This is a genomic window from Pseudomonas sp. SBB6, from assembly GCF_024213215.1.
Taxonomy (GTDB): domain Bacteria; phylum Pseudomonadota; class Gammaproteobacteria; order Pseudomonadales; family Pseudomonadaceae; genus Aquipseudomonas; species Aquipseudomonas donghuensis.
Genome location: NZ_JANAVH010000014.1, coordinates 79,638 through 106,170, shown reverse-complemented (window position 1 = coordinate 106,170; position 26,533 = coordinate 79,638). Strand labels below are relative to the sequence as shown.

The following is a 26,533-nucleotide window of genomic DNA, read 5'->3' as shown; positions in this document are numbered from 1 at the left end:
CGGCTCGATCTTGAAAGTGTTGGTGCCGTCCATCATGCCCGCGGTCCGATCTGCGTCGGTTGCGCCAGGGCCAGGGCCAACTCGCGTACAGGACGCTGGTCGGCCTCGTTCAGTGCATGCAATTGCTGACCCAGGGTCGGCGCCCCGGAGACACCGCGGCCATCACCGCCGCGCCACTGCTTGCCATCGAAGACGCTCATCTGGACCTCCTCCGACGGCATTTGCCGGGTGAAAATAGTCGAGAAGCTGCTACTGCCAAACACCCCGCCATCGCCACCGCCAAAACCCAGGAACCCCGTGCCCGTGCCCTCGCCAGGATTGTTGCTGCTGGCAAAGACCTGGGCGATGAAGCTCGGTGCGCTGGCGCCGTTGTGTATGAAGAGGCGACCCAAGGGGGCGATGCCGCTGCCCAGCGTGCGCACCTCGAACAACGGCGTCGGCAACAAGGGTGAGGTCGTCGGCTGCGTTGGCATCAGCGGTACTTGTGGTTGCGCCAAGGTGCTCGAAGGCACGGTGCTCGGCTCGGGGACCTTGACCCGGTACTCAGGATCCCCGGCGTCCTGCGCATTGATGACATAGGCCGGCCCCGTCAGCGACACCGCCAATGCATTGCCGGCCTGGTCCTGAATGCCGCTTCCCAACGCATTCAGGCGCAGGCCAAGGCTGCCCTGGCCACTGATACTGGCCACACTGATCCGGTAGGTCCGGGCATCGACTTGCACCAGCGATTGCGGGCTACCGCTGGCACTGCCGGTGCTGGTCACACTGAAATCGCCGACGTCCACGCCGCTGACGTCTTCGTCGAAGGTCAGGGTAAAGCTCAGGGTCGGTTCCGCCGTCGGCGAAGGGCCATCGAGGCTGATTGCGCCTGGACGCGGCGCACGAGCATCAATCAGCACGGCATCGGTACTGGCGACGTTATTGAGCGCAGCCTCCAGATCATTGCCCAGGGCATCGCGCAAGCTGCCACCGTTGAGATCGATGAGCGGCCCGACACTGATGCCGTTGTTGCCTTGCTGGCCGCTGCTGACGGTCATGCGGAACACCAGGGCAGTGCTGCCGGAGCCGGAGAGGTAGTCGGCATAGGCGACCCGGCCGTTGCCCAGGCTGATAGCCAGGCGCGGCAAACCGTCGGCGGTATCGACCAGCACGGCTTCGTCCAGCTGCACGGTGAAATCCAGGGTCTGCCCGGCGACATAGGTGCCGTTGGCCGGAACCTGCACCGCCGTCACCGAGGGGGCGACCCGGTCGATGCTATAGACACTGCCTTGCAGGCCGGCACTGAGGTCGTTGCCGGCACTGTCGACGATAGCGGTGCCGCTGCCCTTGAGATCAAGGCGCAACGTGCCGAGCCCGGCGAGGCTGTCGACCAGTACGGTGTAGGTCCACCCGTTGAGCGCAGTCACGCTGGCGATACGTCCGCTGGCCGTGCCGCTGAACACCAGCGCGAAGTCGGGGCTGTCGACGCCGCTGACGCTTTCATCGAAGGTCACGGTGTAACGGACCGAACTGCTGGCGATCGGGCTGACATCGACCCGCACGATATCGGCAACCTGGGGTGCCAGGGTGTCAACCCGCACCGACGAGGTACTGCCAAGGTTGTTGAGCGACAGGTTCAAGGTATTGCCCGCTCCGTCGCGCACGGCCCCGCCGTTCAGGTCCAGGCTGCCCGCCACGCCAATGCCGTTGGCGTCGTTGTTGCCGGCCTGCACGGTGTACTGGAACAGCAGCGCGCCGGTGCCGGAGCCTGACACATAGGTTGCATGGCGGGTCACGCCACCGATGTTGAGCAACAAGCGTGGCGTCCCCCCGCTGGTATCGACGATCACCGCTTCACTGGTATTGACCGTGAAGCTCAGTACGTCGCCACTGTTATACGCGCCGGCGGCCGGTACCGAGACCGTGGCCACGCTCGGCACCACGGCATCGATCAAGACGCCGCTGGTGCCGGGCACGCCGTTGAGTGTGGTACCGGCGTTGTTGCCGAGCCCATCGCGCAGGGTTGCGCCGTTGAGCTGGAGAGTACTAGCGACAGTGATGCCGTTGCTGTCCAACTGCCCGCTGGCGACGGTCAGGCGGAACACCAGGGCGGCGGTACCGGAACCGGACAGATAGTTGGCGTAGACGGTACCACCGCTATCGAGGGTAACGGCAATACGCGGTGTGCCCCCGGTCGTATCGACCACGACGGTTTCGTCGAGGTGGACGATGAAGTCCAGGTTCTGCCCGGCAACGTAGTTGCCGTTGCTGGGCACCTCGACATGGGTGATGCTCGGCGCGACCCGGTCAATGCTGTAGACAGCGCCAGCCAGGCCACCGCTCAGGCCGTTGCCGGCGGCATCGGTAATAGCGGTGCCGCTGCCATTGAGGTCCAGGCGCACGCTACCCACCCCGCTCAGGCCGTTGACCAGTACCGTGTAGGTATGGCCATCGACCTGGGTAACACTGGCGATGTTGCCGGCAGCGCTGCCGCTCAACACCAGGGTGAAATCGGCGACATCCACGCCGCTGACGTTCTCGTCGAACGTCACCGTGTAGCGGACCGAGTCGGCAGCGCTCGGGCTGGCATCGACGCGCACGATGCCAGTGGTTTGCGGGACGACGGTATCGACCAGCACCGACACGGTGCTGCCAAGGTTGTTGAGCGTCAGCGTCAGCGGGTTGCTCGCCGGATCGCGCACGGTCGCGCCGTTCAGGTCCAGGCTCGCCGCCACGCTGATACCGTTGCTGTCGTTGTCGCCGGCTTGCACGGTGTACTGGAACAGCAACGCAGCGCTGCCAGAACCTGACACATAGGTTGCATAACGGGTCACACCACCGATGTCGAGCAGCAAGCGTGGCGTCCCCCCGCTGGTATCGATGCTCACCGCTTCACTGGTATTGACCGTGAAGCTCAGCACGTCGCCACTGTTATACGCACCGGCGGCCGGTACCGAGACCATGGCCACGCTCGGCACCACGGCATCGATCAAGACGCCGCTGGTGCCGGGCACGCCGTTGAGTGTGGTACCGGCGTTGTTGCCGAGCCCATCGCGCAGGGTTGCGCCGTTGAGCTGGAGAGTACTAGCGACGGTGATGCCGTTGCTGTCCAACTGCCCGCTGGCGACGGTCAGGCGGAACACCAGGGCAGCGGTACCGGAACCGGACAGATAGTTGGCGTAGACGGTACCACCGCTATCGAGGGTAACGGCAATACGCGGTGTGCCCCCGGTCGTATCGACCACGACGGTTTCGTCGAGGTGGACGATGAAGTCCAGGTTCTGCCCGGCAACGTAGTTGCCGTTGCTGGGCACCTCGACATGGGTGATGCTCGGCGCGACCCGGTCAATGCTGTAGACAGCGCCAGCCAGGCCACCGCTCAGGCCGTTGCCGGCGGCATCGGTAATAGCGGTGCCGCTGCCATTGAGGTCCAGGCGCACGCTACCCACCCCGCTCAGGCCGTTGACCAGTACCGTGTAGGTATGGCCATCGACCTGGGTAACACTGGCGATGTTGCCGGCAGCGTTGCCGCTCAACACCAGGGTGAAATCGGCGACATCCACGCCGCTGACGTTCTCGTCGAACGTTACCGTGTAGCGGACCGAGTCGGCAGCGCTCGGGCTGGCATCGACGCGCACGATGCCGGTGGTTTGCGGGACAACGGTATCGACCAGCACCGAGGCTGTACTGCCCAGGTTGTTGAGCGTCAGCGTCAGCGGGTTGGCCGCCGCATCGCCCACGGTTGCGCCGTTCAGGTCCAGGCTGCCCGCCACGCCAATACCGTTGCTGTCGTTGTCGCCGGCCTGCACGGTGTACTGGAACACCAAGGCACCGCTGCCAGAGCCGGACACATAGCTCGCGTAGCGGGTCACGCCACCAATGTCGAGCAACAAGCGCGGCGTGCCTGCGGAGGTATCGACGATCACCGCTTCGCTGGTGTTGACCGTAAAACTCAGCACGTCGCCGTTGTTGTACGCGCCGGCGGCCGGTACCGAGACCGTGGCCACGCTCGGCACGATGGCATCGACCAATACGCCGCTGGTGCTGGGCACGCCGTTGAGCGTGGTCACTGCACTGTTGCCGACGCTGTCACGCAAGGTACCGCCGTTGCTGTCGATGGCACCGGCCACGCTGATGCCGTTGCTGTCCAGCTGCCCGCTGGCGACGGTCAGGCGGAACACCAGGGCACCGGTACCGGAACCGGACAGGTAGTTGGCGTAGACCGTGCCGCCGGTATCCAGGGTGATCGCCAGACGTGGTGTACCGCCGCTGGTGTCGACCAGCATGTTCTCGCTGAAGTTGACGGTGAAATCCAGGTGTTGGCCAGCGACATAGCTACCATTGGCCGGCACGCCGACACTGGCGACCGTCGGTACTACGCCATCGATGACGATACTGTCCTGGCCGGCGATGGAGTTGGCGCCACCCACGGTGGGCAGGGTCAGCACCGCGTCGTCGCTGTGCACGCTTTTGATCGTCGCGCCGTTGAGGCTCAGCGCGCCGGTGGAGGTGTAATCCAGATCGCTGCTCAGGTCGCCGGCCTGGACCACATAACTGAACGTCAGGGTCGTGCTGCCGGAGCCCGATACGTAGGACGCCAGGCGATCGACCAGACCGGTTTCCAGCAACAGGCTCGGTGCGCCGCCGGTGGTATCGACGACCACTGTCTGATCGAAGCTGACGGTCACGCTGATGACGTCACCGACCTTGTAGCCACCATTGGGGTTGCTGACCTGGACGTTACTCACCCGCGGATTGAGCGGGTTCACGTTCAGGTTGATGGTGTCGCTGTCGATCTGCGCGCCGCCGCTGCCACTCAAGCCCTGGTCGTTGCTGATGATCTGCAATGACGCCAGGCCGTTGAAGCCCGGTGTCGGGGTAAAGCTCAGGCCATTGAGCGCAGCGTTGATGCTGGCCAGGCTACCGGTGAAGACCATCGTCGCATCGGCCGTGCCGTCACCGCTGGTGAAGCTCAGGCCGGTAGTTGTGGAGAGCGTGATCAGGCCATTGGTGGCCACCAGCGTTACCTGCAGCGCACCGCCGCCGGCATCCACGTCACTGATGCTGATCAGGTTGCCGTTGCCGGTCGTGAACACCAGCACGCTGTCCTGGGCGAAAGACTGGGTGCCAGGCACCGCGTTGAGCGGCGCATCGTTGATGGCCGTCACGGCCAGGGTCAGCGTCGTGCTGCTCGCCTCGGAACTGCCGGTACCGGAGTTGCCGGGGTCGACGCCCGTGTTGCCGCCGTCGTCGATGGCCACCGTCAGGGTGACGTTGCCGACCGAGTTGGCGGCGGTGAGGAAGTTCACCTGGCTGGCGGCGATGAAGGCATTGATATCGGCCAGACCGCCCACCAGGGTCAGGCTGCCGGTGCCGGAACCGCTCACCGTAACACCGCTGCCGCTGGTTGCGTTCAGGCTGCCACTGGGCACCGAAAGGACGACCGTGACCGCGCCGCTGCCGGCGTCGACGTCGCTAAAGCTGATGCCGGTGATGGCGCCAGGCTGGTCCTCGTTCACGGCGATGCTGCCCGGCGCGCTGATACTCGGTGCGTCGTTGACCGCCGTGACCTGCAAGGTCGTGGTGGTCGAGGCCGTGGCGATGCTGGCGGTGTCGATACTCACCGTCAGGGTCACATTGGCGGTGGCGTTGCTGGCGGTGGTGAAGCTCAGGTTACTGCCGGCAATGAAGGTGTTGATGTTGGCGATAGTGCCGGTCAGTGTGCGGGCCGAGCCCGTACCACCGACCACCACCCCGCCGCCACTGGTGGCCGACAAGGTACCGGAACCCACCGTCAGGGTTACCGTGGCCATGCTTGAATCGACATCGCTGAAACTGATGCCGGTGACTGCGGTAGCGGTGTCTTCGCTGACCGACAGCGTCGCCGGTGCGCTGACCTGCGGCGCGTCATTGACCGCCGTGACGCTGACGGTCTTGGTCGCCACGGTGCTGTCCAGGCTGCCGTCGTTGATCTGGAAGCTGACCGTACGGTTAGCGGTGCTTGGCGCGTCGGACAGGTTGCTGTAGGTCACCGCGTGCAGGGCCGCCTGCCATTGCGCCAGCGTGGCCGAGGCACCTGCCGAGGTCAGGGTCAGGACGCCGCTGGCGGCATTGTAGCTGGCGCTGATATTGCCCATGGTCGCCGGGTTGTTGGTGAAAGCCAGACGGTCTTCAGCCGTCTGCAGGTTGCCGGTGATGCTCACTGTGGCACTGGCCAGGCTAAGGTTGTCGGAATCCGCCAAGGTCAGCCCGCTATCGATAACCACTGGCGTGGAGACGACATTGTTGCCTTCGGTAAACGCTGTGGTGCCGCCACTGGTGGTGACCTGCGGGGCGTCGTTGACGGCGGTGACGGTCACACTGGCCGTATCGCTGGCCAGCGAGAAGGCACCGCTGCCGCCGGACAAGGCGGTGTCCACCTTGGTGCCCTGCTGCCCTGCGGTCACGCCCGTCTGGTCCCAGGCGTTGTAGGTCAGGGTGGCCGTGGTGCCATTGGTGCCGTCCGGAACGAAACGCACTTTGTCGGTGGCCCGCAACAGCAGCGCGCTGTTGGCCGCCACGCTACCCATGGCGTTCCAGGTGCTGCCGTCGAGGCTGTACTGCCAGGTGCCGTTGCCGCTGGTGAGGCCGGTGACGGCGATGCCCTGCAGCGCGCCGCTGTCGACATCGCTGATGCTGGCCCCGACCACGCTGGCAACCGTCTGCCCGGCGTTGTTGATCGCACCGTCGGTCAACGGCGTGAGCGCAGGCGCGGCCGGGGTCAGCACCGGGGCATCGTTGAGTGCGGTGACGCTCAGCGTGGCCTGGGCGATGCCGCTGGAGAACGCGAGGCTGCCACCGTTGCTGCTGGTGTCGGCGCTATTGCGGGTGCTGTTGGTCGACGCCGTGCCGCTGCTCCGGTCCCAGGCGCGGAACGACAGGCTGACGTTCTCGCCATTGCCCTGGTCGGGCACATAGCGCAGGTAGCTGCTGCTCGACAGCAGCAAAGCGGCATTGCCCGTGACTGCGCCCACCGCGTTCCAGGTCAGGCCATCGGTGGAGTACTGCCAGGTGCCGTTGCCGCTACTGGCGGTCAGGGCAATCCCGGACAGCGCACCGGCATCGTCATCTGCATAGGTCAGCCCGCCCAGGATGGTCGAGACCAGCACGCCGGAGGTCGGTGTGTTCTCGTCGGTGCCGGGCAGTGCGTACGGCCCGCCGGACAGCGTCGGCGCATCGTTGACCGCCACCACCGTCACTGTGCTGGCGATCGCCAGCACCTGGGTGTCGACGCCGCCATTGCTGGTGCCGCCGGAGTCGCGGATGCTGGTCAGGGTCACCACCCGGCTGGTGGTGTCCGGGGCCTGGCTGGTGTTGCGGTAGGCCATGCCGTCGACCAGGGTCTGGGTCGCCGCCGTGGTGATACCGCCAACCTTGCTCAAGGTCACGGTAGCGGTGCTGCCGGTAATGTTCACCAGGTAGCTCATGCTATTGCTGGCGGTGGTGCCGGTCGTACCGTTGAGCAGGACAATGGTGGTGCCGTCGACCACCAGCAACTCGTCGCTGCCATTGCCCAGGTTGCCGACCGTGAGGATCAACTGGTCGATATTCTGCCCCGCCTCCAGCGCACTGACGGTGACGCCGCTGAACAGGTCCGCCGCGCCACCGCCCTCGGTAAAGGTCGGGTTGTTCGGCGTCGCCACTACCGTCGGCGCATCGTTGATCGCGGTGATGGCGACAGTGACGTTGGCATTGCTGCTGGTACCGCCGTCGCCATCGTTGACGGTGACGCGCACGGTACGGCTGGCGCTGGCGATGTCGCCGGTATTGCTGTTGCTGTAGGTCAGGTTGCGCAGCAGCGCTTCGACGATGGCGGGCGTCGCGCTGGCGTTGAGGCTGATGACCAGGTTGCTGCCCCCGGTACCGCCGGCAACGGTGCCGATGGTCACACCGGCATAGGTGATGTTGCCGCCCGATACGCCAATCTGGCCGGCACCCACGCCCTGGTTGCGAACATTGAGCACGTCCTCGCCCGCCACCCCGTTGCTGACGATCGACACGGTGACATTGCCGCCGTTGAAATCCGCCGAGTCGGCATCGCTGAGCGTGGCATTGCCGCCCAGGTCGATCAGCACGGCACTGCCGCCTTCGCTGAAGCCGACCGAGTCGCCATTGAGGTTGCCGACCACCGGTGCGGCGTTGGTCAGGGTGGTGAAATTCAGCGTGGTGTTGTTGCTGATGCCTTTGAAAATCGCGCCATCGAGGTCGGCGAAGGTCTTGCTGTCGAAGCGAATGGCGTAACCGGTACCCAGCGCCAGGGTGATCGACGGGTCGATGGTCCAGGTCGTGCCGGAACCGGTGATCTGCCCACTGCCTACCGCGATGGTCTCGACAATGGCGTTGTCGGAAGTCCGCACGATATAGAGGTTGCCGGTGCCCTTGACCACGCTCTCGTTGAAGGTCAAGACGATATTGGCCGTGGGCGAAACGTTCACCCCGTTGTCGCTCGGGGTGGAGCTGACCACGATAGGCGGACGGTCGTTCTGAATGACATAGGTACCGGTGGAGGTGTTGATCCCGGCATACAGGTCGACGTCACCGTCACCGTCGAAATCGGCGACCCGGTAGTTGGTGCCACTGGTGTCGGTCAGGGTCAGGCCGGCAAACGGTGAAGCGGCCTGGGTCATGAGGGTGAAGGTGCCGTCGCCATTGCTGCGCGCGTACTGCCAGGCCGTACCGTTGCCGCCGGTCTGGTAGAGGATGTCGGTATCGCCGTCACTGTCGAAGTCGCCCACCACCAGGCGCGCACCAAAGACCGGTGCCGGGAAGGTGCTGCTGGACTGGCTGCTGAAACTGCTGCCGTCGTTGCGATAGTAGTTGCCGGTGGCGCCGTTGACACCGGTAAGAATGTCCAGGTCGCCGTCACCGTCGAAATCACCGACCCGGTAGGCGTTGCTGTTGTGGTCGGCGAAGCTCAGGCCGGCGAACGGCGACACGTTCTGGGCCATGAGGGTGAACGTGGCATCGCCATTGTTGAGCGCATACTGCCAGGCCGAGCCATTGCCGCCGGTCTGGTACAGGATGTCGGCGTCGCCGTCGTTGTCGTAGTCGCCTACCACCATGCGCACGGCGAAACTCACCGACGGAAAGGTTGTATTCGGCTGGCTGCTGAAACTGCCACCGTCGTTGCGAAAGTAATTGCCCTGGCCGCCGTTGATCCCGGCCAGCAGGTCGATATCGCCATCGCCGTCGAAATCGTCGGCGAAAAAGTTGTTACCCGCGGTGTCGCCCAGGCTCAGGCCGGCAAATGGCGAGACGGCCTGGGTCATGAGGGTGAAGGTACCGTCGCCATTGCTGCGTGCATACTGCCAGGCCGTGCCGTTGCCGCCGGTCTGGTAGAGGATGTCGGCATCGCCATCACCGTCAAAATCGCCCGCCACGGTACGCACACCGAACAGCGGCGCCGGAAAGGTAGCGGTAGAACCGGAACTGAAGCTGGTGGCCAGCAGGCTCTGGTAGCCGCTCAACTGCGCACCCAGGGCGGTGCTTTGCAGCATCCCGTTGCTGCGCTCCAGGGTCCAGTTGCCACCCAGGGCCTGGGCCCCGGTGTCATCGGTGGAGGCCGCGATATCGGCCCCGGTCAACGCCGCGAGCTGATCGACGAACGCCAGGCCGGCGCTGTCCTTGCCGACGCGGCAGCCATACAGCATCAGGTCGCCATCGGCCTTGAGCGCCGAACCGATGCTTTGCAGGGCTGCGCTGTGCTCGGCCAGGTTGCTGCTGTCGAGCCAGACATTGCCCAGCTGCACGCTGCCCGATGCCCCGTGGGACAGCAGGTGGATGGCGTCCAGGCCGTCACGCCCCTTGAGGTAGTCGGCCATCTGTTGCAGGCCGTCCTTACTCGGGTCGAGGACCACCACCTCGGTGCCGGCAGGCAGGCCGTCCAATAACTGTTGCGAATCCTTGACCTGGCCATCGACGAACACCACTTCGTGGCGCTGCCCGGTCTGTTGGCTGCCGATATCGGCAGTGGCCGCCGCTGGCGGGGCGCTGTGCTCGGCAGAGGTGCTGTCCTTGGCCGGTTCCGCTGTCGCCTGGGCCATGGCCTCCTGGGCAACGACGGCCACGGAGGCATCGAACATGATCCGCGGCTCCAGGGCGAACAGCAACGGCGCCTGGCCGCTGTGCCCGGCTGGCTGGGTTGCCTGCGACGCCTGACGCTTGAATCGCTCGAGGAACTTCATGCTGCACCTCCTGCTGTGCAACCGCCCTGCTCACAGGCAGCGAATGGTGAAAAGTGGCGACGGCCCCGCCGGACCGCCGCCGGACCGCGCTGATTTAGTTACGCGACGGGAAGGTGCCTTCCAGCGCGATGATGTACGTGATGCCCAAATACGGATTACGGTTGCCGAATGGCTGGCCGCCGCCAGCCAGGCTCAGCGAGTTGGGTGCCAGGGTCACCGCGCCGCTCAGGTCCGAACCGTAGATGTTCATGGCGTTGCCGCCGGTATCGGCTGCACGCGCCAGGTACAGCGCTTCGCTGCCCACGTCGCTGGTACCCGTAACAGTCGAGACGATCTGCGCATGGCTATGACTCGGCAGTTGGTTGTAGGTCAAGGTAACGTTCTCGACGCCGCCGACCTCGCCCAGGTCGATTTGCGACAAGCTCGGCCCCTGCCCGGTACCGACCGCTGTGCGCCCACGCAGGTCCGGCAGGCCGAAGGTGTTCTGGCCGTTGCCGCCAAAGGCAGTGCCAAGGATCGAGAACAAGGCCGCGTTCTGCGCGATCGGCAGGATCTGGGCCTCGCAGATGGCATATCCGCGAGGCGCGAAATTGCCGCCGAACATCTTGATTTCACCGAGAAATGGTTCGCTCATCGGGCATTTCCTTACGTTGCGTTGTTGGAATGACGGGCCTAGCCGCAGACCGCCTGCGGCGACGATTGGCATTCGCGATGGATCACTGCTTCGAGGGTATGGCGCCCGTCTGCCTCAGGCATTACCGGCGTCATCAGCAACACCCACTCCTGCCCCGCCGGGCCGCCCAGTCGATAAACCGCCTGGGGCAAGATGACCGCGGGAGGCAAGGCGAAGACCACGGAAAAACATTCATAGCGGGCGCTCATCGGCGTCCCGTCGAGCAACTGCAGCAAGGTCAGCGGCAGCGCCTGGTCCGCGCCGATCCAGAGGACGAAGCCATCCGGGGCCGCTTCGGCCAGCTCGTTGCGGCTGGGGATGGCATAGAGAACCTGTTCACTCATGAGGCAATCCTGCTGGCAGAAGCCCGGGCTTGGCGGCGCATGCGCAGGTAGACACCGGACGTGTTGATGACCTGAAAACCGAACCGGGCATACAGCCGCTGCGCCGGGTTGTAGGGCTCGACCGACAACTCCACCGCCAGCCCATGGTCATCGGCGCGCTGCAGCAGATCCGTGAGCAAGCGGGTGCCGAGCCCCTGGCCACGGTAAGGCGGCAACAGGGCGATATCGATGAGGTTGAGCGCGGTCTGGCCCCAGAACAGGTAGAGACGGCCGCAGGCCAGCCCGTCTTGTTCGATGATGGAGAACTCGGCGTCGGGGAAATGTGCCTGGTAGTATTGGTGCTGGGCGTGGAACTGCTGGGCGAGAAAGGCCTCGATGGCCTGCGCGGACCAGCCACTGGGGGCCATTTCCTCGGTGCGGGTGCTGGCATAGAGCAGCCGCAGAAAGTCCAGATCGCCAGCTTCGGTCCCACGAAGAGACACCGCGAACTTCATCATGAACGCAAACTTCCCTGTTTGGTGGAACCGCCGTGGCCTGGAGCTGGATGATCGGCTGATCAGCGTGACATTAAACTGATGGCAGATTACTCCAACTGTCGGACAATCGCACTATCAAAATCCGCTTTCCCTTACACCGAGTGCGGCCATTCGTCGCCAGGCCGCTCCCAGAAGGGATTCGCCGCGGCCTTCAAGCACCACAAGCCCACGAACAGGGTGCGAAATACCTGCCTGCGCCGCCTCTTCCAGGCTAAAACGCACGCCGTATTGGGCCTGCAACGGCTGGGCCCGCTTCTGCTCATCGCGGCGCACGGCAATTGGCCCTTGCTGTTCGGACACCAGCGCTTCCTGATCAATATAGGCCACGCCCGTGGCGTCGACATCACCCAGGCTCACCTTTAACGAGGCACGCAACGGATCGTCCGCGACAAAGTGCCCGAGCGTCCCCGGCCGGACCCGCCATAAGTCGGCTTCGGCCAGGTAGCCACGCAGGCGCATGCCCTGCTCCACCACGGCAGCCAGCGGCAACTGCGCTGAGACCCAGCGGCCCGGAACGAGGTCGCCGACCAGGTCACGCACGATGCCAGCATGGGGCGCGCGCAGGTTCAGGCGTTCGCGCTGGGCCACCAGGCCGCGGTACTCGGCGACCGCTTCGGCCAGGCGCTGCTCGAGGATGCCGCTGTCGGCGGCGGTTTCGCTGCGCCCCGCCTGACGCCGCAGTTGCAGCTGGAGAATCTCGATTTCGCGACGAATGATGCGCAGGCGCGAGTCCAGGTCCGGGGACTCCAGCTCCAGCAACAGCTCATCCCTGGCCACCACCTGGCCGTCGTGGACCCGCACCTGGCGAATACGCGCCGCAGTTGGCGCATGCAACGCGCTGCTGCGCGATGCCTCAAGCATCGCCGGCACTTCGACGTCGCTGCGCCAGGGCACCAGCAACAGCGCCAGCAACCCCAGCAGGCCCAGCCCCAGCCACAGCACCCGCTGCGGCCGGGCATGCTTGCGCTGCTGCCACCAGTGACGCCACTCGCGCCAGATCGGCAAGCCGATGAACCAGGCCAGCTCCACCAGCATCAGGAAGATACCCAGGACCTTGAAGAACAGGTGATAAACCGCCAGGGCGATGCCGAAAAACAGCACTGCCCGCCATAACCACGAGGCATAGCCCCAGACCAGCAGGCGCCGACGCATGCCGGCCGACCAGGGTTCGGGCGCCGGCTCGCGGTAGCCGAACAGGGCTTCACGCAGGTGCCAGCGACACAGGGCGTAGGCACGCCCCTGGAGGTTGTCGACCGCCCACAGATCGCTGAGCAGGAAGTAGCCGTCAAAGCGCATCAACGGGTTGAGGTTGATCGCCAGGGTGGTGAGCCAGGTCGCGCTGGCGAGCATGAACGCCGCCGTGCGCCCTGCGCCGTCCGGCAGCAACGACCAGGCCAGCAAGGCGATGCAGGCCAGCAGTAGCTCGGCGAGCACGCCGCCGGCGCCGATCAGCAGTCGGCTGCGGCGGTCGCGCACGCGCCAGGCATCGCTGACATCGGTGTAGAGCATCGGTAACAGCACCATGAACGCCAGCCCCATGCTCGGTACCCGGCAGCCAGCGCGCTTGGCCATGTAGGCATGGCCGAACTCGTGACACAGCTTGGCGAAACCCAGGGCAATGGCAAAAGCCAGCACCCCGCCGAGGCTGAGCAAATGCGGAAACGTTGCGAGAAAGCGCTCCCAGTCGCGCACCACCAGGAACACCCCCAGCACCAGCACCAGTGGCAGACCATAACGCAAGAGCCCGGGCCCGAAACGCGCCAGCCACGGCCAGGTGCGATTGAGAAAGGCATCCGGGCGCCATAGCGGAATGCGGAAAAACAGGTACTTGTGCAGCAGTTGGGTCCATAACCCCTGGCGCTGGCTAGCCGCCTTGGCGGCGTAGCCTGCGCGCTGCTCATCGTCGTCGGGCGCAACCAGGTCGTGCCCGCGCAGAAAGCGCAGCAGCTCTTCCACGGCAGCCGCTGGCAGTGGCCCCCCGGGTTCGGCATTGGCGGCTGCCAGCACCCGCCGCGGATCGCCCAGCGCCCAGTGCCGCAACAGGCGCATGGCCGGTGCGCCCAGTTTGAAGTAGCGCCCGCGCAACGGGTCGGCCAAGGTCCACTGCGGCGCCCCGTCCAGCCCCGGCGCACTGGCCGAGAGCTGCAGGTCCTGGCGCAGGGCGGGCAGGCTCAAACCCCCACCGCCTGACGCAGCGCCGCCAACGGCCGGCGCAACAGGTACAAGGCCAGCGGGGCGCGCTGGCCGAAGAGTTTGGCCGTGCCGCGCAGGCCGATACGCGGTGGCGCATCGCTGAAGCTTGCGTCCAGCCGATAAGCCAACTGCCCGGCCGGTGTGCTCTGGGCCTGATAAGCGGCTCGTTGCAGGTGTGCGCTATGGCGGTGCAACGGATCGCTATCGAGAAACAGGGCTACCTCGGCGCCCGGCTCGAGGCTGATGGCATCAGCCACGGGCAGTTCAATACGTAACTCGGCCTGGGTCGGGTCGGCGATGTCCAGCAGGCGCTCGCCGGTTTGTACCGGCTTGCCGGTCCAGCGCTGGGCATCGGCGAATACCGCAATGCCAGCCCGCTCGGCACGCACTTCGGTGCGCGCCAGCAGGTCGCGGGCATAGTCGCGTTCCGCACGTTTCTGCTCGACCCGCGCCGCCAGCAGATCAAGCCGGGCACCGGACTCGGCATCGGAGAAGGCCCGCTGGGTATTGGCCTTGAGTTCGGCCTCGGCGACGCCGAGGGTGCGTTCGGCCACATCCGCTTGCGCCTTGAGGCTGGTGGCGTCAAAGCGCAGCAACAGCTGGCCGACGGCCACTCGCTGGTTGGGTTTGACCAGGAACTCGGCAATCACCCCATCCAGTGGCGCCGCCACCACCTGGCCGTTGCGCGGCACGACTTCGGCCGGAGCCAGCACCGACTGGCGCACAGGCACGAACAGCAACAGCAGCACGATGCTGGCAAGCGCCCAACGGGTCCGTAGCGGCCAGCGCAGGCGCCACGGCTTGCCAGGCTGCAAGGCCTGCCAGGCATGGCTGTAGCAATCTCCCAACTGCACCAGCAGGGCTTGTTCGGCCTCGCTCCAGGGCGTGTCGCGGGCCAGCCAGAGGCCACCGAACACCTCGCCTTGACGGTCCTTGAGCGGTAGCCAGAACGCTTCGGCCGCCGACAGTGCCTGCCAGTCCTCGCGGCTGGCCGCATCCAGCGCCGGTGCGAGCACCGGCGCAGCCACAGCCAGCTGCTTGGCGTTCTCCAGGCACCCGACCGCCCGCTCGATGAACGCCACGAACGGCGCATTGGGCTCGATCACACTAATGCCGGTAAGCGCCCGGACCTTGTTGGCGATCAGCAGCACGGCATGGCGGTAGCCGAACAGCGCCTGGCCATCGTTGACCATGGCGAACGCCAGGGCCTCGACGGTGGTAGCGGCCCGGGCCTGGCGCTCCAGGCCCAGGTAATGGGCCAGCAATTGTTCGAGCACACCCGGGGCCGGGGCGTTCATGGCTGCTCGGCGAAATGCGCGGTACCGCTCATTCCCGCCAGCAGCCCCGGGCTGTTGGCCGGCAGCGTGCCGATCAACAACAGGGTCTGGCTGCCTTCGTCAATACGCGCGCCAAGGCGCTTGACCGAGGCCTCCAGGGGTTTGCCGGTTTCGTCGGGGGTAAAGCTGAACCTCTGCTCCGGCTTGAGCCGCCCCAGCCAGCGCGAGGGCACCAACAGGTGGATTTCCAGGGAGCGATTGTCGACGATATCCAGCAGTGGCGCGCCACTGGCGACACTTTCGTGGGCCTGGACCTTGCGTGCGACCACCTGGCCATCGAAAGGTGCCTTGACCTGGCAACGCTGAACGTGCACCTGGTACACCTGCGCTTCAGCCTGGGCCTGGGCCTGACGGGCCTCGGCCAGGGTGACCTCGAAACGCCCGACGGAATTGAGCGCAGCCAGCTGCTGCTTGTTGCGCAGCTCTTCACGGGCGGCACGTACCGCTGCATTGGCCGCACTCTGTTGCGCCTGGTAGGCGCTGCAGTCAAAGCGCACCAGCACATCGCCCTTGGTGAACGACTGGCCTTCGGCATAGGGTATCTCCACCACCCGCCCGGCCAGTTCACTGGCCAACAGCGCCTGGGAGCGCGCCCGCAGCACGCCACGGACCTCACTGGCGGTGGAGGTAGCACCTTCGAGCAACGGGTCAGGGTCCGTCGCGGCCTGAGCCCATCCGCTGGCCATCACCAGCACCATCCACCACGCTGATCGCTTCATGTTGCTGCATCCTTGCGGTTATGGCCGGATGCTATCAATCTTTTCGGCCATCCGAAAGTCGGATGCCAGTTCGTCCGGCTGGACTGCATGCCCCTTCCCACCCCGACCAAGTGATCTTGAAATGCCACTTTGCTCTGCTAGCGTTAGCAGCGCATCACCGCATCCCCGCGTTCGCGGGCTGCAACCGCGGTACAAGGACGATAGACCCTCTGCCAACAATGATTGGAGGCAACAATGAGCGCAGTCAGCAGTTCGACCAATTTCGGTCATGGCTACCCCACCCCCGGTCCACAAACACCCAACGCACAGAAGGTGCTGGACCATGTGTTCTTCCTCTCCGAGTCCGCCTGGAAACAGGTCCGCGAAGAGGAGCATTTCGACTTCATCATTATCGGTACCGGCTTCTGCTCCCTGGCCTTCGCCGAGCGTATCCTGAGCAGCAACCCCAAGGCGCGGATCCTGATGGTCGAACGCGGGCCGTTCTTCCTCCCCGAGCACTTCCAGAACCTGCCGATCCCCTACCAGAAAACCCTCGGTGGCTTTTCCGAAACCTTCCCCTGGACCCTCTCGGCCCGCACCGCCAGCCAGCCACCGGGCAACATCGGCTGGCAGCACGGCATGGTGCCGTTCTTTGGCGGGCGCAGCATCATGTGGAGCGCCTGGTGCCCACGGCCGACCAAAGATGAAATGGCCTTCTGGCCCGAGCAGACCATCGCTGCCGCCGAGGCCCGCTTCGAGTCGGCCGAGAAGCTGCTCAACGTGATCCCGGCCGACAAAATCGACACCCAGCTCGACCCGCAAGTGTGCGCCCATGTTACCGAGCAGCGCCCGGTCTACGGCACCCTGCAGCTTGAGTTGCAGAAAATGCTCGAGCACAACATCGGCAAGATCGACTCGGCCACGCGCTGGCTACCGGCGCCACTCGCCGCCGCTGCCGATCGTGCTGGCGGCGTTGACTTCGCCAAGTTTTCGACCCCGGCCTCGATCATGGAACTGGCGGGCAAACAGGCCGACCTTGCCGCCGCCGGCAGCGGCAGCCCGCTGCGCATCATTACCGAGTGCGTTGTCGAGCGTATCCACCAGCAGGATGGCGTAGCCACTGCGCTGCAAACCTCGCGCGGGGTGATCAACATCGGCAATGCCAAGCTGATCCTGGCCATGGGCACCCTGCCGCCGGCGACCTTGCTGATGAACTCGTTCCCGCAGGTCAAGCGTGCCGGCGATCGCTTTACCGCGCACTTCATCACCTCGGTGGTGGCGCGGGTACCGCGCAAGGACTACCCGTTCGCCGCCAAGCTGGCCGAGCTGGAGCTGGCGGCGATCTACCTGGCCGGCAAGAATAAGGACAACGGCATGCAGTACCACGTGCAGCTGTCGGTGCTGTCTGATCGCGAGCCTGCAAAGAACGCGCAGAAAGCCGCGCGCTACATGCCTGACGTGGTGGCCACCGCATCCATGGCGCAACTGGAATCGTCGAAGGATTACCTGGTGTTCGTTTGCGCCGTGCTCGGCGAGATCGACTTCCGCAACCCGGAAAACCACTTCCACCTCAACGGCCAGGCCGACCCGACCACCAACGTCAACCTGCAGGTACTGGCCAGCGAAACCGACCGGCAAACCTGGGACACCATGGATCAAGGGACCTTCCAGATGATGGAACGGGTGTTTGCCCCCGAGGGCAAGGTCGAATACTGGCATGGCGACCCGAACCTGGGCCATTGGACCAGCGAGCGGCCAAGCATTCCCGAGCGCCGGGTGGCCGGGCTGGTGCACGAAGGCTCGACACTGTGGATTGGCGACAAGGACGAAGGCGTCGTTGGCCTGGATTACCGCCCCCATGGTGTGGAAAACGTCTACGTCACCGGCGGCGCGCTGTGGCCGGCCAGCGGTTCGTGGAACCCGACCATGACCATGGTGGCCCTGGCCCAGGACCTGGCTGACCAGCAACTGCACTGCATCAATGCCGTCCCCCCGCTAACCTCGGACCTGACCGAAGTCTGACCGAAGCCTGATCTGTAGGAGCCGACAACTCCTACAGAGCCTTCCCCCTCAACGCCGTCTTTCAGACGCTGCAGTGACGTTCGCGAATCAGCTTCTTGTTGATCTTGCCGACGCTGGTTTTCGGAATCTCGCTGACAAAGCGCACCAGCTGCGGGATCGCCCATTTATTCAGGCGGCCGCTGTCGACAAAGGGCTGCAGGTGCCAGCCCAGACCACCGGCAAGAACCCGCTGGCCAACCTCATGCAAGCCATCAAGGTCCCGGCTATCTGGCTGGTCAGCTTCAACGTGTTCATGGTTTACATCGTCTACTGCGGCCTGACCTATTTCATCCCATACCTGAAGGAAGTCTATGGCCTGCCGCTGGCGCTGGTCGGTGCCTACGGCATCATCAACCAGTACATGCTGAAGATCTTCGGCGAGCCGGCGGGCGGTTTTATCGCCGACAAACACTTCAAGAGCCCCAGCCGCTACCTGAAATGGGCGTTCCTGGCACTGCTGCCGATGATGGCAATCATCCTCCTGGTCCCCAAGAGCCCGGGTTTCATCTATGCCAGCATGGCCGCGACGCTGTCGTTCGCCTTTATCGTGTTTTCCATGCGCGGGGTGTTCTGGGCACCGATGGGCGAAGTCGGCATCGCCCCGCACATTACAGGTTCCGCTTTCGGCATCGGTTGCCTGATCGGCTATGCGCCGGGGATGTTCGCCTATGTCGGCTACGCCGCAATCCTTGACCACTTCCCGGGCCAGCAAGGCTACAACTATGTGTTCATCGCCATGATGCTGCTGGCACTGATCGGTATTGCCGTCGCCAGTCGCCTGCAACGACTGGTGCGCAACGCCGCCCCGGTTGCCGCACCGGCCGCGGCGTAGCGCCTGGGTTACATCTCGACCTGCGTGCCCAGTTCGATCACCCGGTTAAGCGGCAGGTTGAAGTACTTGAGGTTGCTGTTGGCGTTCTTGAGCAGGAACGCAAACAGCGCCTCGCGCCAGCGTGCCATGCCGATGCGCTTGGTCGGGATCACGGTTTCGCGGCTGAGGAAGTAAGTAGTCGCCATCGGGCTGAAGTCCAACTCATCGAGGTGGCACAGCTGCAGCGCGGCGGGTACGTCCGGCTCTTCGATAAAGCCGAAGTTGAGGTTGACCCGGTAAAAGCCCTCACCAAAGCCCTGCACTTCAAAGCGTTGCGCCGCTGGCACCCGCGGGCGGTCCTGGGAGACCACCGTCAGCAGTACCACCCGTTCATGCAGCACCTGGTTGTGCAAGAGGTTGTGCAGCAATGCATGGGGCACGGCGTCGGCGCGGGCGGTAAGGAACACGGCGGTGCCCTGCACCCGGTGCGGCGGCTGCGCGGCCAGGCTGCTGATGAACAGCGGCAGCGGCAAGGCCGACTCGTCGAGGCGCTCGACGATGATCTTGCGCCCGCGTTTCCAGGTGGTCATGAGGATGAACAAGACAATGCCGGCGATCACCGGGAAGGCACCACCCTGGAAGATCTTCGGCGCGTTGGCGGCAAAGTACAGGCTGTCGACCAGCAAAAAGCCCAGCAGCAACGGCACCGCCAGCCAGCGCGGGGTCTTCCACAGCAGCAAGACCACGGCCGAGGCCAGCAAGGTGGTGATCAGCATGGTGCCGGTCACTGCCACGCCGTAGGCTGCCGCCAGTGCGCCGGACGACTCGAAGCCGATCACCAGCAGCACCACACCGACCATAAGCGCCCAGTTCACCGTGCCGATGTAGATCTGCCCCTGTTCCTGGCTGGAGGTGTGCTGGATAAACATGCGCGGCACATAACCCAGTTGAATGGCCTGGCGGGTAAGCGAGAACGCACCGGAGATCACCGCCTGGGAAGCAATGATGGTCGCCAGGGTGGCCAGGGCGATCATCGGCAGCAGCGCCCAGTCCGGAGCCAGCAGGTAGAACGGGTTGCGTACCGCCTCGGGGTTGCCGAGGATCAGCGCGCCCTGGCCGAAATAATTGAGCACCAGGCCCGGCAGCACCAGCAGGATCCAGGCGCGGGCGATGGGCTTGCGGCCAAAATGGCCCATGTCGGCATACAGCGCCTCGGCGCCGGTCAGGGCCAGCACCACCGCACCAAGAATCGCCACGCCGATGCCCGGGTGCACGATAAAGAAGTTCACCGCCCAGGCCGGGTTCATCGCCAGCAGCACTTCCGGGCGCTGGACGATGCCATAGATACCCAGTGCACCGAGCACGCTGAACCACAGGACCATGACCGGGCCGAAAATGATACCGATGCGTGCGGTGCCATGCTTCTGGATCAGAAACAGTGCCACCAGCACCACCACCGCCAGGGGCACGACCCAATGGTCGATGCCGTCAAAGGCCAGTTGCAGCCCCTCTACCGCCGACAGCACCGAAATCGCCGGGGTGATCATGCTGTCGCCGTAGAACAGCGCAGCACCGAACAGCCCGAGCAGCACCAGCACCCTGCTCAGCCGTGGATACGGCGCCGCCGCACGCCGGGCCAGGGCCGTCAGGGCCATGATGCCGCCTTCGCCCTGGTTATCGGCGCGCAGCACAAACAGCACGTACTTGATGGTGACAACCCAGATCAGCGACCAGAACACCAGCGAGAGGATGCCGAGCACCCCGTCATGGTTGGCCTGCACGCCATAATGGCCGGCAAAGACCTCCTTGAGGGTGTACAGCGGGCTGGTGCCGATATCGCCATAGACCACGCCGGCGGCGGCGATCAACAGGCTCAGTGACGAAGTTTTTACGGGGGAATGGGCGTTTGCGGAGGTTGCGGCTTGGCTCACGGTCAGACGTCTCGAAGAAATGCCAGGGCAGTATCTCTTTCTGCGTAACGCGCCTTCGTAAAAAGTCCGTAAAATTTTTTTACATTTGTCGGCTGGCTGGACTGGCCACATCGCGGGGCAAGTCGAGTCGTCGCACCGCCGCTCCCACCGGATCTGTGGGAGCGGGCTTGACCCGCGATCGATCTACTGCCCGATCACAGTCCCTTCCCACGCGCCGGCACCGTCCTGCCGAGCAACCACCAGGCACTCCCCTGCCCCATCCGCCTTGCAGATCAGTGCGCCATCCCTGGCCCAGATCGCACTCTGCCCCGCCGCTTGCCAGCCACCCGTCTCGCCGCCATGGTTGGCAAGCATCACCATCATCTGGTGTTCGACGGCATAACCGGCCATCTGCTGGCTCTCGGCAACGATGCCCCTGTGGGAAATCAGCATCCCCGCTGCATAGACATCCGCACCGAGCCTGGCAGCATGAGCCGGGTGGCCGGGCTGCATGGCATCGGCGCAGATGGCCAGGGCCAGCCGTTGGCCCCCCAGTGGCAGCAGATCACCACCGCTGCCGGGGCTGAACACCAGGTCCTCGCCAGGATGCAGATGCTGCTTGCTGTACAGACCGACACTGCCGTCGGGGCGAAAGATCAGTGCCGCCAGCAACACCTGACCACTGCCGGGCACGCGCACCGGTGCACCGACCACGCTGTACATCGCCTGTTTACGGGCAAGTTCGCGCAACGGGTCCAGGCGCGGATCGTCCGAGCCCAGGGCCAGGTCAGGCGCGGCATCGAGCTCATAGCCGGTCAGCGACAGTTCCGGGAACAACAGAAACTGCACGCCCTGTTCGGCGGCCAACTGCATCATCTGCAGATGACGCTGCACATTGCCCGTAATGTCCCGGGCAATGGCAACGGTTTGAGCGCAAGCGACAGTCATTGTCATGCTTTCATCCTTAAGGAGGGGGTGTTCAACCCGTGAGCAAAGCACTCAAGTCCAGGCCATGCTCGCCCAGTGGCGGGCACCAGTAGTAGCCGCCGGTGAGCGGCCGGCTGAAGCGGTACAGGGCGTCGACCACACCGTCTTCCAGGCCGCTCATGCGTCGCAGCTGCACCTCGAAGGCATCGAAGGAGTGGCCGAAGGCGAGGAAGGCCAGGCCCGCGCCACGATCGTCGGCCCAGGGCATCGAACGACGGACGATAAAGGCCTCAGGGGCAAAGCTCTCCTGGGCGGTGCGCTTGACGTGAGCCGACTGTGGCGCATCGTCGAGTTCTTCGTTGTCGGCCTTGCGGCGGCCGATGATGTCGTCCTGCTCGGCTTGCGGCAATGCCTTGAAACAATTCAGGTCATGGCGCCACAGCTGGAAGGCGGCAAAGCTTGAGCCGTTCAGGCCCGGCACGTCGCTGGAGCGGATGGCGGCATCGATGGCGGCGTCTTGCACCGGGTTCTCGGTGCCATCTTCATAGCCGGTCAGGTCATGGCCGCTCTTGTGGCGGAAGGCATCGGTGGCGTCGACCAAGGTGAACGCCGGAGCCAGCAGTTGTTCCAGGTCCTGGCTGAGCAGCCACAGGTCGCCGCGGTCTTCACCGCGCAGCCACAGCCACAGGTGGTGCTGGGTGCAGGGATTGTCGACCGCCGCGGTCAGTTGCGGGAACTCGCGCAGACCGTCGATGCTGCGACCCAGCGCCTGCACCAACGGTGCGCCGAACCCGGCTACCACGCGGCTGCCATCGACCTGTTGCTGCAATGCATCGAGCACACCTGGCAGCGCGGCTGGCGAATGCAAGGTGAAGAACAGGTGGCGGGCCTGAGCGGGAACGGGGGCGGCGAGAATACCTGGCTGAAACTGCATCGGGAATCGGGTCCTGGGGCAAAAGCGGGATGCTACTGTTTGCCAGGCATAAACCGCAAGATCTGTAATGGATAGTGAAATCCTTGCCTACACTGGCGGACATCGCCTTTTCTACGAGTCCGTGCCATGACTGCATCGCCCTTGCTCAGTGCCTTCCTGCCCATTGCCCTGGGTTTCATCATGCTCGGCCTGGGGCTGACCCTGACCCTGGCCGATTTTGCCCGGGTGGTGAAGTTCCCAAGGCCGGTGCTGATCGGCCTGGCCTGCCAGATCCTGCTGCTGCCGTTTATCTGCTTTCTGATCGCCAAGGGCTTTGGCCTGGCGCCTGCGCTTGCGGTCGGCCTGATGCTCCTGGCGGCCTCGCCGGGCGGCACCACTGCCAACCTGTTCAGCCACCTGGCCCATGGTGATGTGGCCTTGAACGTGACCCTGACGGCGGTCAACTCGCTGATCGCGATCCTGACCATGCCGCTGCTGGTCAACCTGTCGCTGGCGCACTTCATGGCCGCCGACCAGGCCATCCCGCTGCAGTTTGCCAAGGTGCTGCAGGTATTTGCCATCGTCCTGGTGCCGGTGGCCCTGGGCATGCTGATTCGCCATCTGGCGCCGGGCTTTGCAGCGCGCATGGAGCGGCCGATGAAGATCATCGCCGCGCTGTTTCTGCTGTTTACCGTGGTCCTGGCATTGATCAAGGATTGGCAGACGGTGGTGGAGTATGCGCCGCTGGTGGGTGGCGCGGCTTTATTGTTCAACCTGCTGAGCCTGGGCATCGGCTACTGGCTGCCGCGCCTGCTGAAAATCCCCAAACGTCAGGCGATTGCCATCGGCATGGAGATCGGCATCCACAATGGCACCCTGGCCATTGCCCTGGCCTTGAGCCCTACCCTGCTGAACAACTCGACCATGGCCATCCCGGCAGCCATTTACAGCCTGATCATGTTCTTTACCGCGTCGGGGTTTGGCTGGTGGGTGAGCCGCGGGCATGAGCCCCTGACGGCAGGAGCGGCGCAGCAGCGCCCCGACTTGACTCGCGATTGACCGCAAAGCCTACCCTTCAGCGCGCGCCAGCCTGCCGACGCCTTTGCCCTGCGCCAGGCCGCGCGGCGGCGCACCATAGGTGCGGCGGAACAGCCGGCTGAAATGGGCCTGGTCGTAGAAACCAAGATCCAGGGCAATGGTGCTCAACGGCTGACCGGCCAGCACCCTGGGCAGGGCCCGTTCCAGGCGCAGCTGGGTCAGCCATTGCTGCGGCGGCAGGCCGCAATGGTTGCGAAAGCGGCGCAGCAACTGCCAGGGGCTGAGGCCGGCGAAGGCGGCCATCTCTTCCAGGCTTGGCGGCAGGTCCAGGCGCGACTCCAGCCATTCACGCAGTTGCCGCCAACGCAGCGGATCGAAACCCTGGCCGTGTTCGCCGACCTTGAGCGTCGACCCCAGCCCGAGCAACAGTGCCAGGGCCTCCCATAGCTGGCTCTGGAACGCCAGCGGGTCGCGTTGCCGGTGCAGGCCGTCGAGCAGCTGCTGCAGTTGCGGGTGGCGCAGCTGCAAGGCATTGAGGCTGGGCAGGCCCTGGCGGCCGTCGCTCAGGTCACGGCTGACCTCGGCCAGCCAGGCAGGGTCCAGGGTCAGGATGCGGATACTGTAACCTTGGTCATCGGCACTGGCGCCATCGTGCACATGCTCCGGCGCCATCAGCAGGATGTCCCCGGCCCCGGCCAGCTGCCGTGTGCCACCGGCGGCGTAACGCTGCTGGCCGGTGACGATCAGGCCGATGTGGTACTCCAGGTGAAAATGCCGGGGAAAGGCAAATTGCTGGTAGCGCGCATCGATCAGGCGCACGCCTGGATGCCCGGGGGCCTGGTGGACGACGCTATCCAACTAGCAGGCCGCCCGCCATTGGCGGATCTGGTCGAGGGTCGCGGTCACGCCACCACAGACGATCACCAGCACTTTCTGGTGCTGTTTGAGTTCTGCCGTTGGCGCATAAGCCAGGGCCAGGGCGGCACCGCAGGCGGGCTCGACCAGGATGCGTTGGTCCAGCAGGAACTGCTCGCAGGCTTCCAGCGCCGCCTGATCACTGACCACATGGCTGTACACCGGCCGCTGCTGGCTCCACTCGAACGCCCGCTGGCATACCTGTTTGGCCGCCAGCGAGGTCGCAACGGTATTGACACTATCGAGCGCCACCAGTTGCTTGCGCGCCATGCAGGCTGCCAGCGAGGCGGCGCCGGCGGTCTCGACGGCAAACACCGGCACCTGGCCCCAGCCGTTGCGCGCCAAGCCTTCACAGACGCCGGACAGCAAGCCACCGCCACCGACTGCGACCACCACGGCATCAGGCTTGAAACCGGTGGCGGCGACTTCGTCGATCATGGTCGCATGGCCCTGCCACAGCAGCGGGTCATCGAAGGGATGGATATAGGCGTCATCCTCGCCCATCAGCGACAGCGCCAGGGCATTGGCCTCGTGCCAGGCCTTGCCGTGCACGATCACCTCGGCCTGTTCCTGGCGAATCAGTTGCTTGGCCCGCTCGGTGGTGGTCTCTGGCACCACCACCGTCACCGGCAGGCCCAGAATGCGCCCGGCAACGGCCACGGCGATGCCGGCATTGCCGCCCGACGACGATACGAAGCGGCGCTTGCCCTGCTTGGCATAGGCTTCACAGGCGGCACCAATGCCACGCAATTTGAACGAGCCGGACGGCTGCAGCGCATCGAGCTTCAGCCAGATGTCCAGGCCACTGGCCAGGCTCAACGGGCGTGAGGCCACCAGCGGGGTTTCGATGTGCAGGCTCATAAGGTTTCTCCACTGGTCAATTCAACGATCAGTTCTATTTCGACACAGGCGCCCAGCGGAATCTGGCTGGCCCCGAAAGCGCTGCGGGCATGCTTGCCGCGCTCGCCGAAAACTTCTTCGAACAATTCAGAGCAGCCATCGGCGACCAGATGCTGCTGGGTGTAGTCACTGCTGCTGTTGACCAGGCATAGCAGCTTGACCACTTTGGCCACGCGGTTCAAGTCGCCGGTTGCGGCGAACAAGGTCGCGAGCAGGTCAAGGCCAACCCTGCGCGCGGCGTGTTGCCCGGTGGCGGTGTCCAGTTCACGGCCGAGCTGGCCAACCCAGGGGGCGCCGTTGTGTTTGGCGATATGACCGGAGATGAACAGCAGGTTGCCACTTTGCACCCACGGCAGATAGGCGGCGGCCGGCGGGCTGGGCGGCGTGAGGATGATGCCCAGTTGTTCCAGGCGCTGATGAGGGGATACGGACATGGCAGGTGGCCTTGAGGTGGGAACCACGCCAGCCTACTGCCAGAGGGATATTGAAATCTTGTATGAAATTGCGCTCGATCGCTGGCAGGTCCGGCGTGCACAGATCCCCTGTGGGAGCCGGCCTTGCCGGCGAAAATCTCAGCCGCGCTGCCGCGCCCGCAGTTGCTGCTTCAATTTGCGCAGCGGCGGCGCATACAAGAAACCGAACGACACGTTGTTATCCCGCCCCTTCAACGCATGATGCAGCATATGCGCGCGGTACAGGCGCTTGAGGTAGCGGTTGCGCGGCCGTGGCCGGAACGGCCAGTGCCGGTGAACGATGCCGTCATGGACGATCACATAGATCACCCCGAACGCCGCCACCCCCGCCCCCACCCACTGCAGCGGCGCATGCCCGGCCCGGCCCAGCGCGACCAGGGCAAAGGCGATCAGGGCCAAGGCCAGGAGGTAGACATCGTTGGTTTCCAGCGCCCCCAGGTGCGGCTCATGGTGCGAGCGATGCAGGAACCAGCCCCAGCCATGCATGATGTAGCGATGCGCCAGATAGCCGATGCCCTCCATGGCCGTCAGGGTGCAGAGAAATACAACAAGGTTGAGGATCATGCGCTCGAGTTCGCGTGAGTTGGCAAAAACGCCGCAAA

17 protein-coding genes and 1 pseudogene are annotated in these 26,533 nt (G+C 64.8%); 3 read left to right on the top strand and 15 right to left on the bottom strand.

The window, feature by feature from the left end:
- Positions 1-32 precede the first annotated feature (32 nt).
- The 7 genes from NLX68_RS22935 to NLX68_RS22905 all read right to left on the bottom strand — a co-directional run bounded on the left by NLX68_RS22935 (position 33) and on the right by NLX68_RS22905 (position 16,004).
- Entirely contained in the window at positions 33-10,202 is a 10,170-nt protein-coding gene (locus tag NLX68_RS22935; protein WP_254285936.1) for a DUF4347 domain-containing protein, read from the bottom strand.
- 94 nt (positions 10,203-10,296) lie between these two features.
- Positions 10,297-10,836: a phage tail protein gene (locus NLX68_RS22930; RefSeq protein WP_254285935.1), complete on the bottom strand. Its 540-nt coding sequence runs from the start codon at positions 10,834-10,836 to the stop codon at positions 10,297-10,299.
- Positions 10,837-10,874: 38 nt separating this feature from the next.
- Entirely contained in the window at positions 10,875-11,219 is a 345-nt protein-coding gene (locus NLX68_RS22925; protein ID WP_254285934.1) for a hypothetical protein, read from the bottom strand.
- On the bottom strand, positions 11,216-11,716 hold the full coding sequence (locus tag NLX68_RS22920) for a GNAT family N-acetyltransferase (RefSeq protein WP_254285933.1): 501 nt from the start codon (positions 11,714-11,716) through the stop codon (positions 11,216-11,218). The genes NLX68_RS22925 and NLX68_RS22920 overlap by 4 nt, the downstream gene beginning before the upstream one ends.
- A 114-nt stretch (positions 11,717-11,830) precedes the next feature.
- Positions 11,831-13,930 (bottom strand): site-2 protease family protein, encoded by a 2,100-nt coding sequence (locus tag NLX68_RS22915; protein WP_254285932.1) that lies wholly within the window; start codon positions 13,928-13,930, stop codon positions 11,831-11,833.
- Entirely contained in the window at positions 13,927-15,246 is a 1,320-nt protein-coding gene (locus tag NLX68_RS22910; protein ID WP_254285931.1) for an efflux RND transporter periplasmic adaptor subunit, read from the bottom strand. The genes NLX68_RS22915 and NLX68_RS22910 overlap by 4 nt, the downstream gene beginning before the upstream one ends.
- Positions 15,243-16,004 (bottom strand): efflux RND transporter periplasmic adaptor subunit, encoded by a 762-nt coding sequence (locus NLX68_RS22905; protein WP_254285930.1) that lies wholly within the window; start codon positions 16,002-16,004, stop codon positions 15,243-15,245. The genes NLX68_RS22910 and NLX68_RS22905 overlap by 4 nt, the downstream gene beginning before the upstream one ends.
- Before the next feature lie 234 nt (positions 16,005-16,238).
- Between NLX68_RS22905 and NLX68_RS22900 the strand changes: the two genes are divergently transcribed.
- Positions 16,239-18,005 (top strand): GMC oxidoreductase, encoded by a 1,767-nt coding sequence (locus NLX68_RS22900; RefSeq protein WP_254285929.1) that lies wholly within the window; start codon positions 16,239-16,241, stop codon positions 18,003-18,005.
- 61 nt (positions 18,006-18,066) lie between these two features.
- On the opposite strand, the gene NLX68_RS22895 is transcribed toward NLX68_RS22900, so the two are convergent.
- Entirely contained in the window at positions 18,067-18,252 is a 186-nt protein-coding gene (locus tag NLX68_RS22895; RefSeq protein ID WP_254285959.1) for a hypothetical protein, read from the bottom strand.
- Here NLX68_RS22895 and NLX68_RS22890 point away from each other — a divergent pair.
- Positions 18,226-18,876: pseudogene (locus tag NLX68_RS22890) on the top strand (MFS transporter); the annotation flags it as partial. The gene NLX68_RS22895 and the pseudogene NLX68_RS22890 overlap by 27 nt on opposite strands.
- An 8-nt stretch (positions 18,877-18,884) precedes the next feature.
- Here the strand turns inward: NLX68_RS22890 and NLX68_RS22885 are convergent.
- From NLX68_RS22885 to NLX68_RS22875, 3 genes are all read right to left on the bottom strand, one after another.
- Positions 18,885-20,786: a potassium transporter Kup gene (locus NLX68_RS22885; protein ID WP_254285928.1), complete on the bottom strand. Its 1,902-nt coding sequence runs from the start codon at positions 20,784-20,786 to the stop codon at positions 18,885-18,887.
- 183 nt (positions 20,787-20,969) lie between these two features.
- Entirely contained in the window at positions 20,970-21,719 is a 750-nt protein-coding gene (locus tag NLX68_RS22880; RefSeq protein ID WP_254285927.1) for a carbon-nitrogen hydrolase family protein, read from the bottom strand.
- A 25-nt stretch (positions 21,720-21,744) separates the two neighbouring features.
- On the bottom strand, positions 21,745-22,626 hold the full coding sequence (locus tag NLX68_RS22875) for a Dyp-type peroxidase (RefSeq protein WP_254285926.1): 882 nt from the start codon (positions 22,624-22,626) through the stop codon (positions 21,745-21,747).
- A 126-nt stretch (positions 22,627-22,752) separates the two neighbouring features.
- On the opposite strand from NLX68_RS22875, the gene NLX68_RS22870 reads away from it, so the two are divergent.
- On the top strand, positions 22,753-23,664 hold the full coding sequence (locus NLX68_RS22870) for a bile acid:sodium symporter family protein (RefSeq protein WP_254285925.1): 912 nt from the start codon (positions 22,753-22,755) through the stop codon (positions 23,662-23,664).
- 9 nt (positions 23,665-23,673) lie between these two features.
- On the opposite strand, the gene NLX68_RS22865 is transcribed toward NLX68_RS22870, so the two are convergent.
- The 4 genes from NLX68_RS22865 to NLX68_RS22850 form a co-directional block, all read right to left on the bottom strand.
- Entirely contained in the window at positions 23,674-24,501 is an 828-nt protein-coding gene (locus NLX68_RS22865; protein WP_254285924.1) for an AraC family transcriptional regulator, read from the bottom strand.
- Positions 24,502-25,419, bottom strand: a complete 918-nt coding sequence (locus NLX68_RS22860; RefSeq protein WP_254285923.1) for a pyridoxal-phosphate dependent enzyme — start codon at positions 25,417-25,419, stop codon at positions 24,502-24,504. It abuts the gene before it with no gap.
- A complete protein-coding gene (locus NLX68_RS22855; RefSeq protein WP_254285922.1) occupies positions 25,416-25,892 on the bottom strand; it encodes a RidA family protein in 477 nt (158 codons plus the stop codon). The genes NLX68_RS22860 and NLX68_RS22855 overlap by 4 nt, the downstream gene beginning before the upstream one ends.
- A gap of 138 nt (positions 25,893-26,030) precedes the next feature.
- Positions 26,031-26,495 (bottom strand): sterol desaturase family protein, encoded by a 465-nt coding sequence (locus NLX68_RS22850; RefSeq protein WP_254285921.1) that lies wholly within the window; start codon positions 26,493-26,495, stop codon positions 26,031-26,033.
- Positions 26,496-26,533 lie beyond the last annotated feature (38 nt).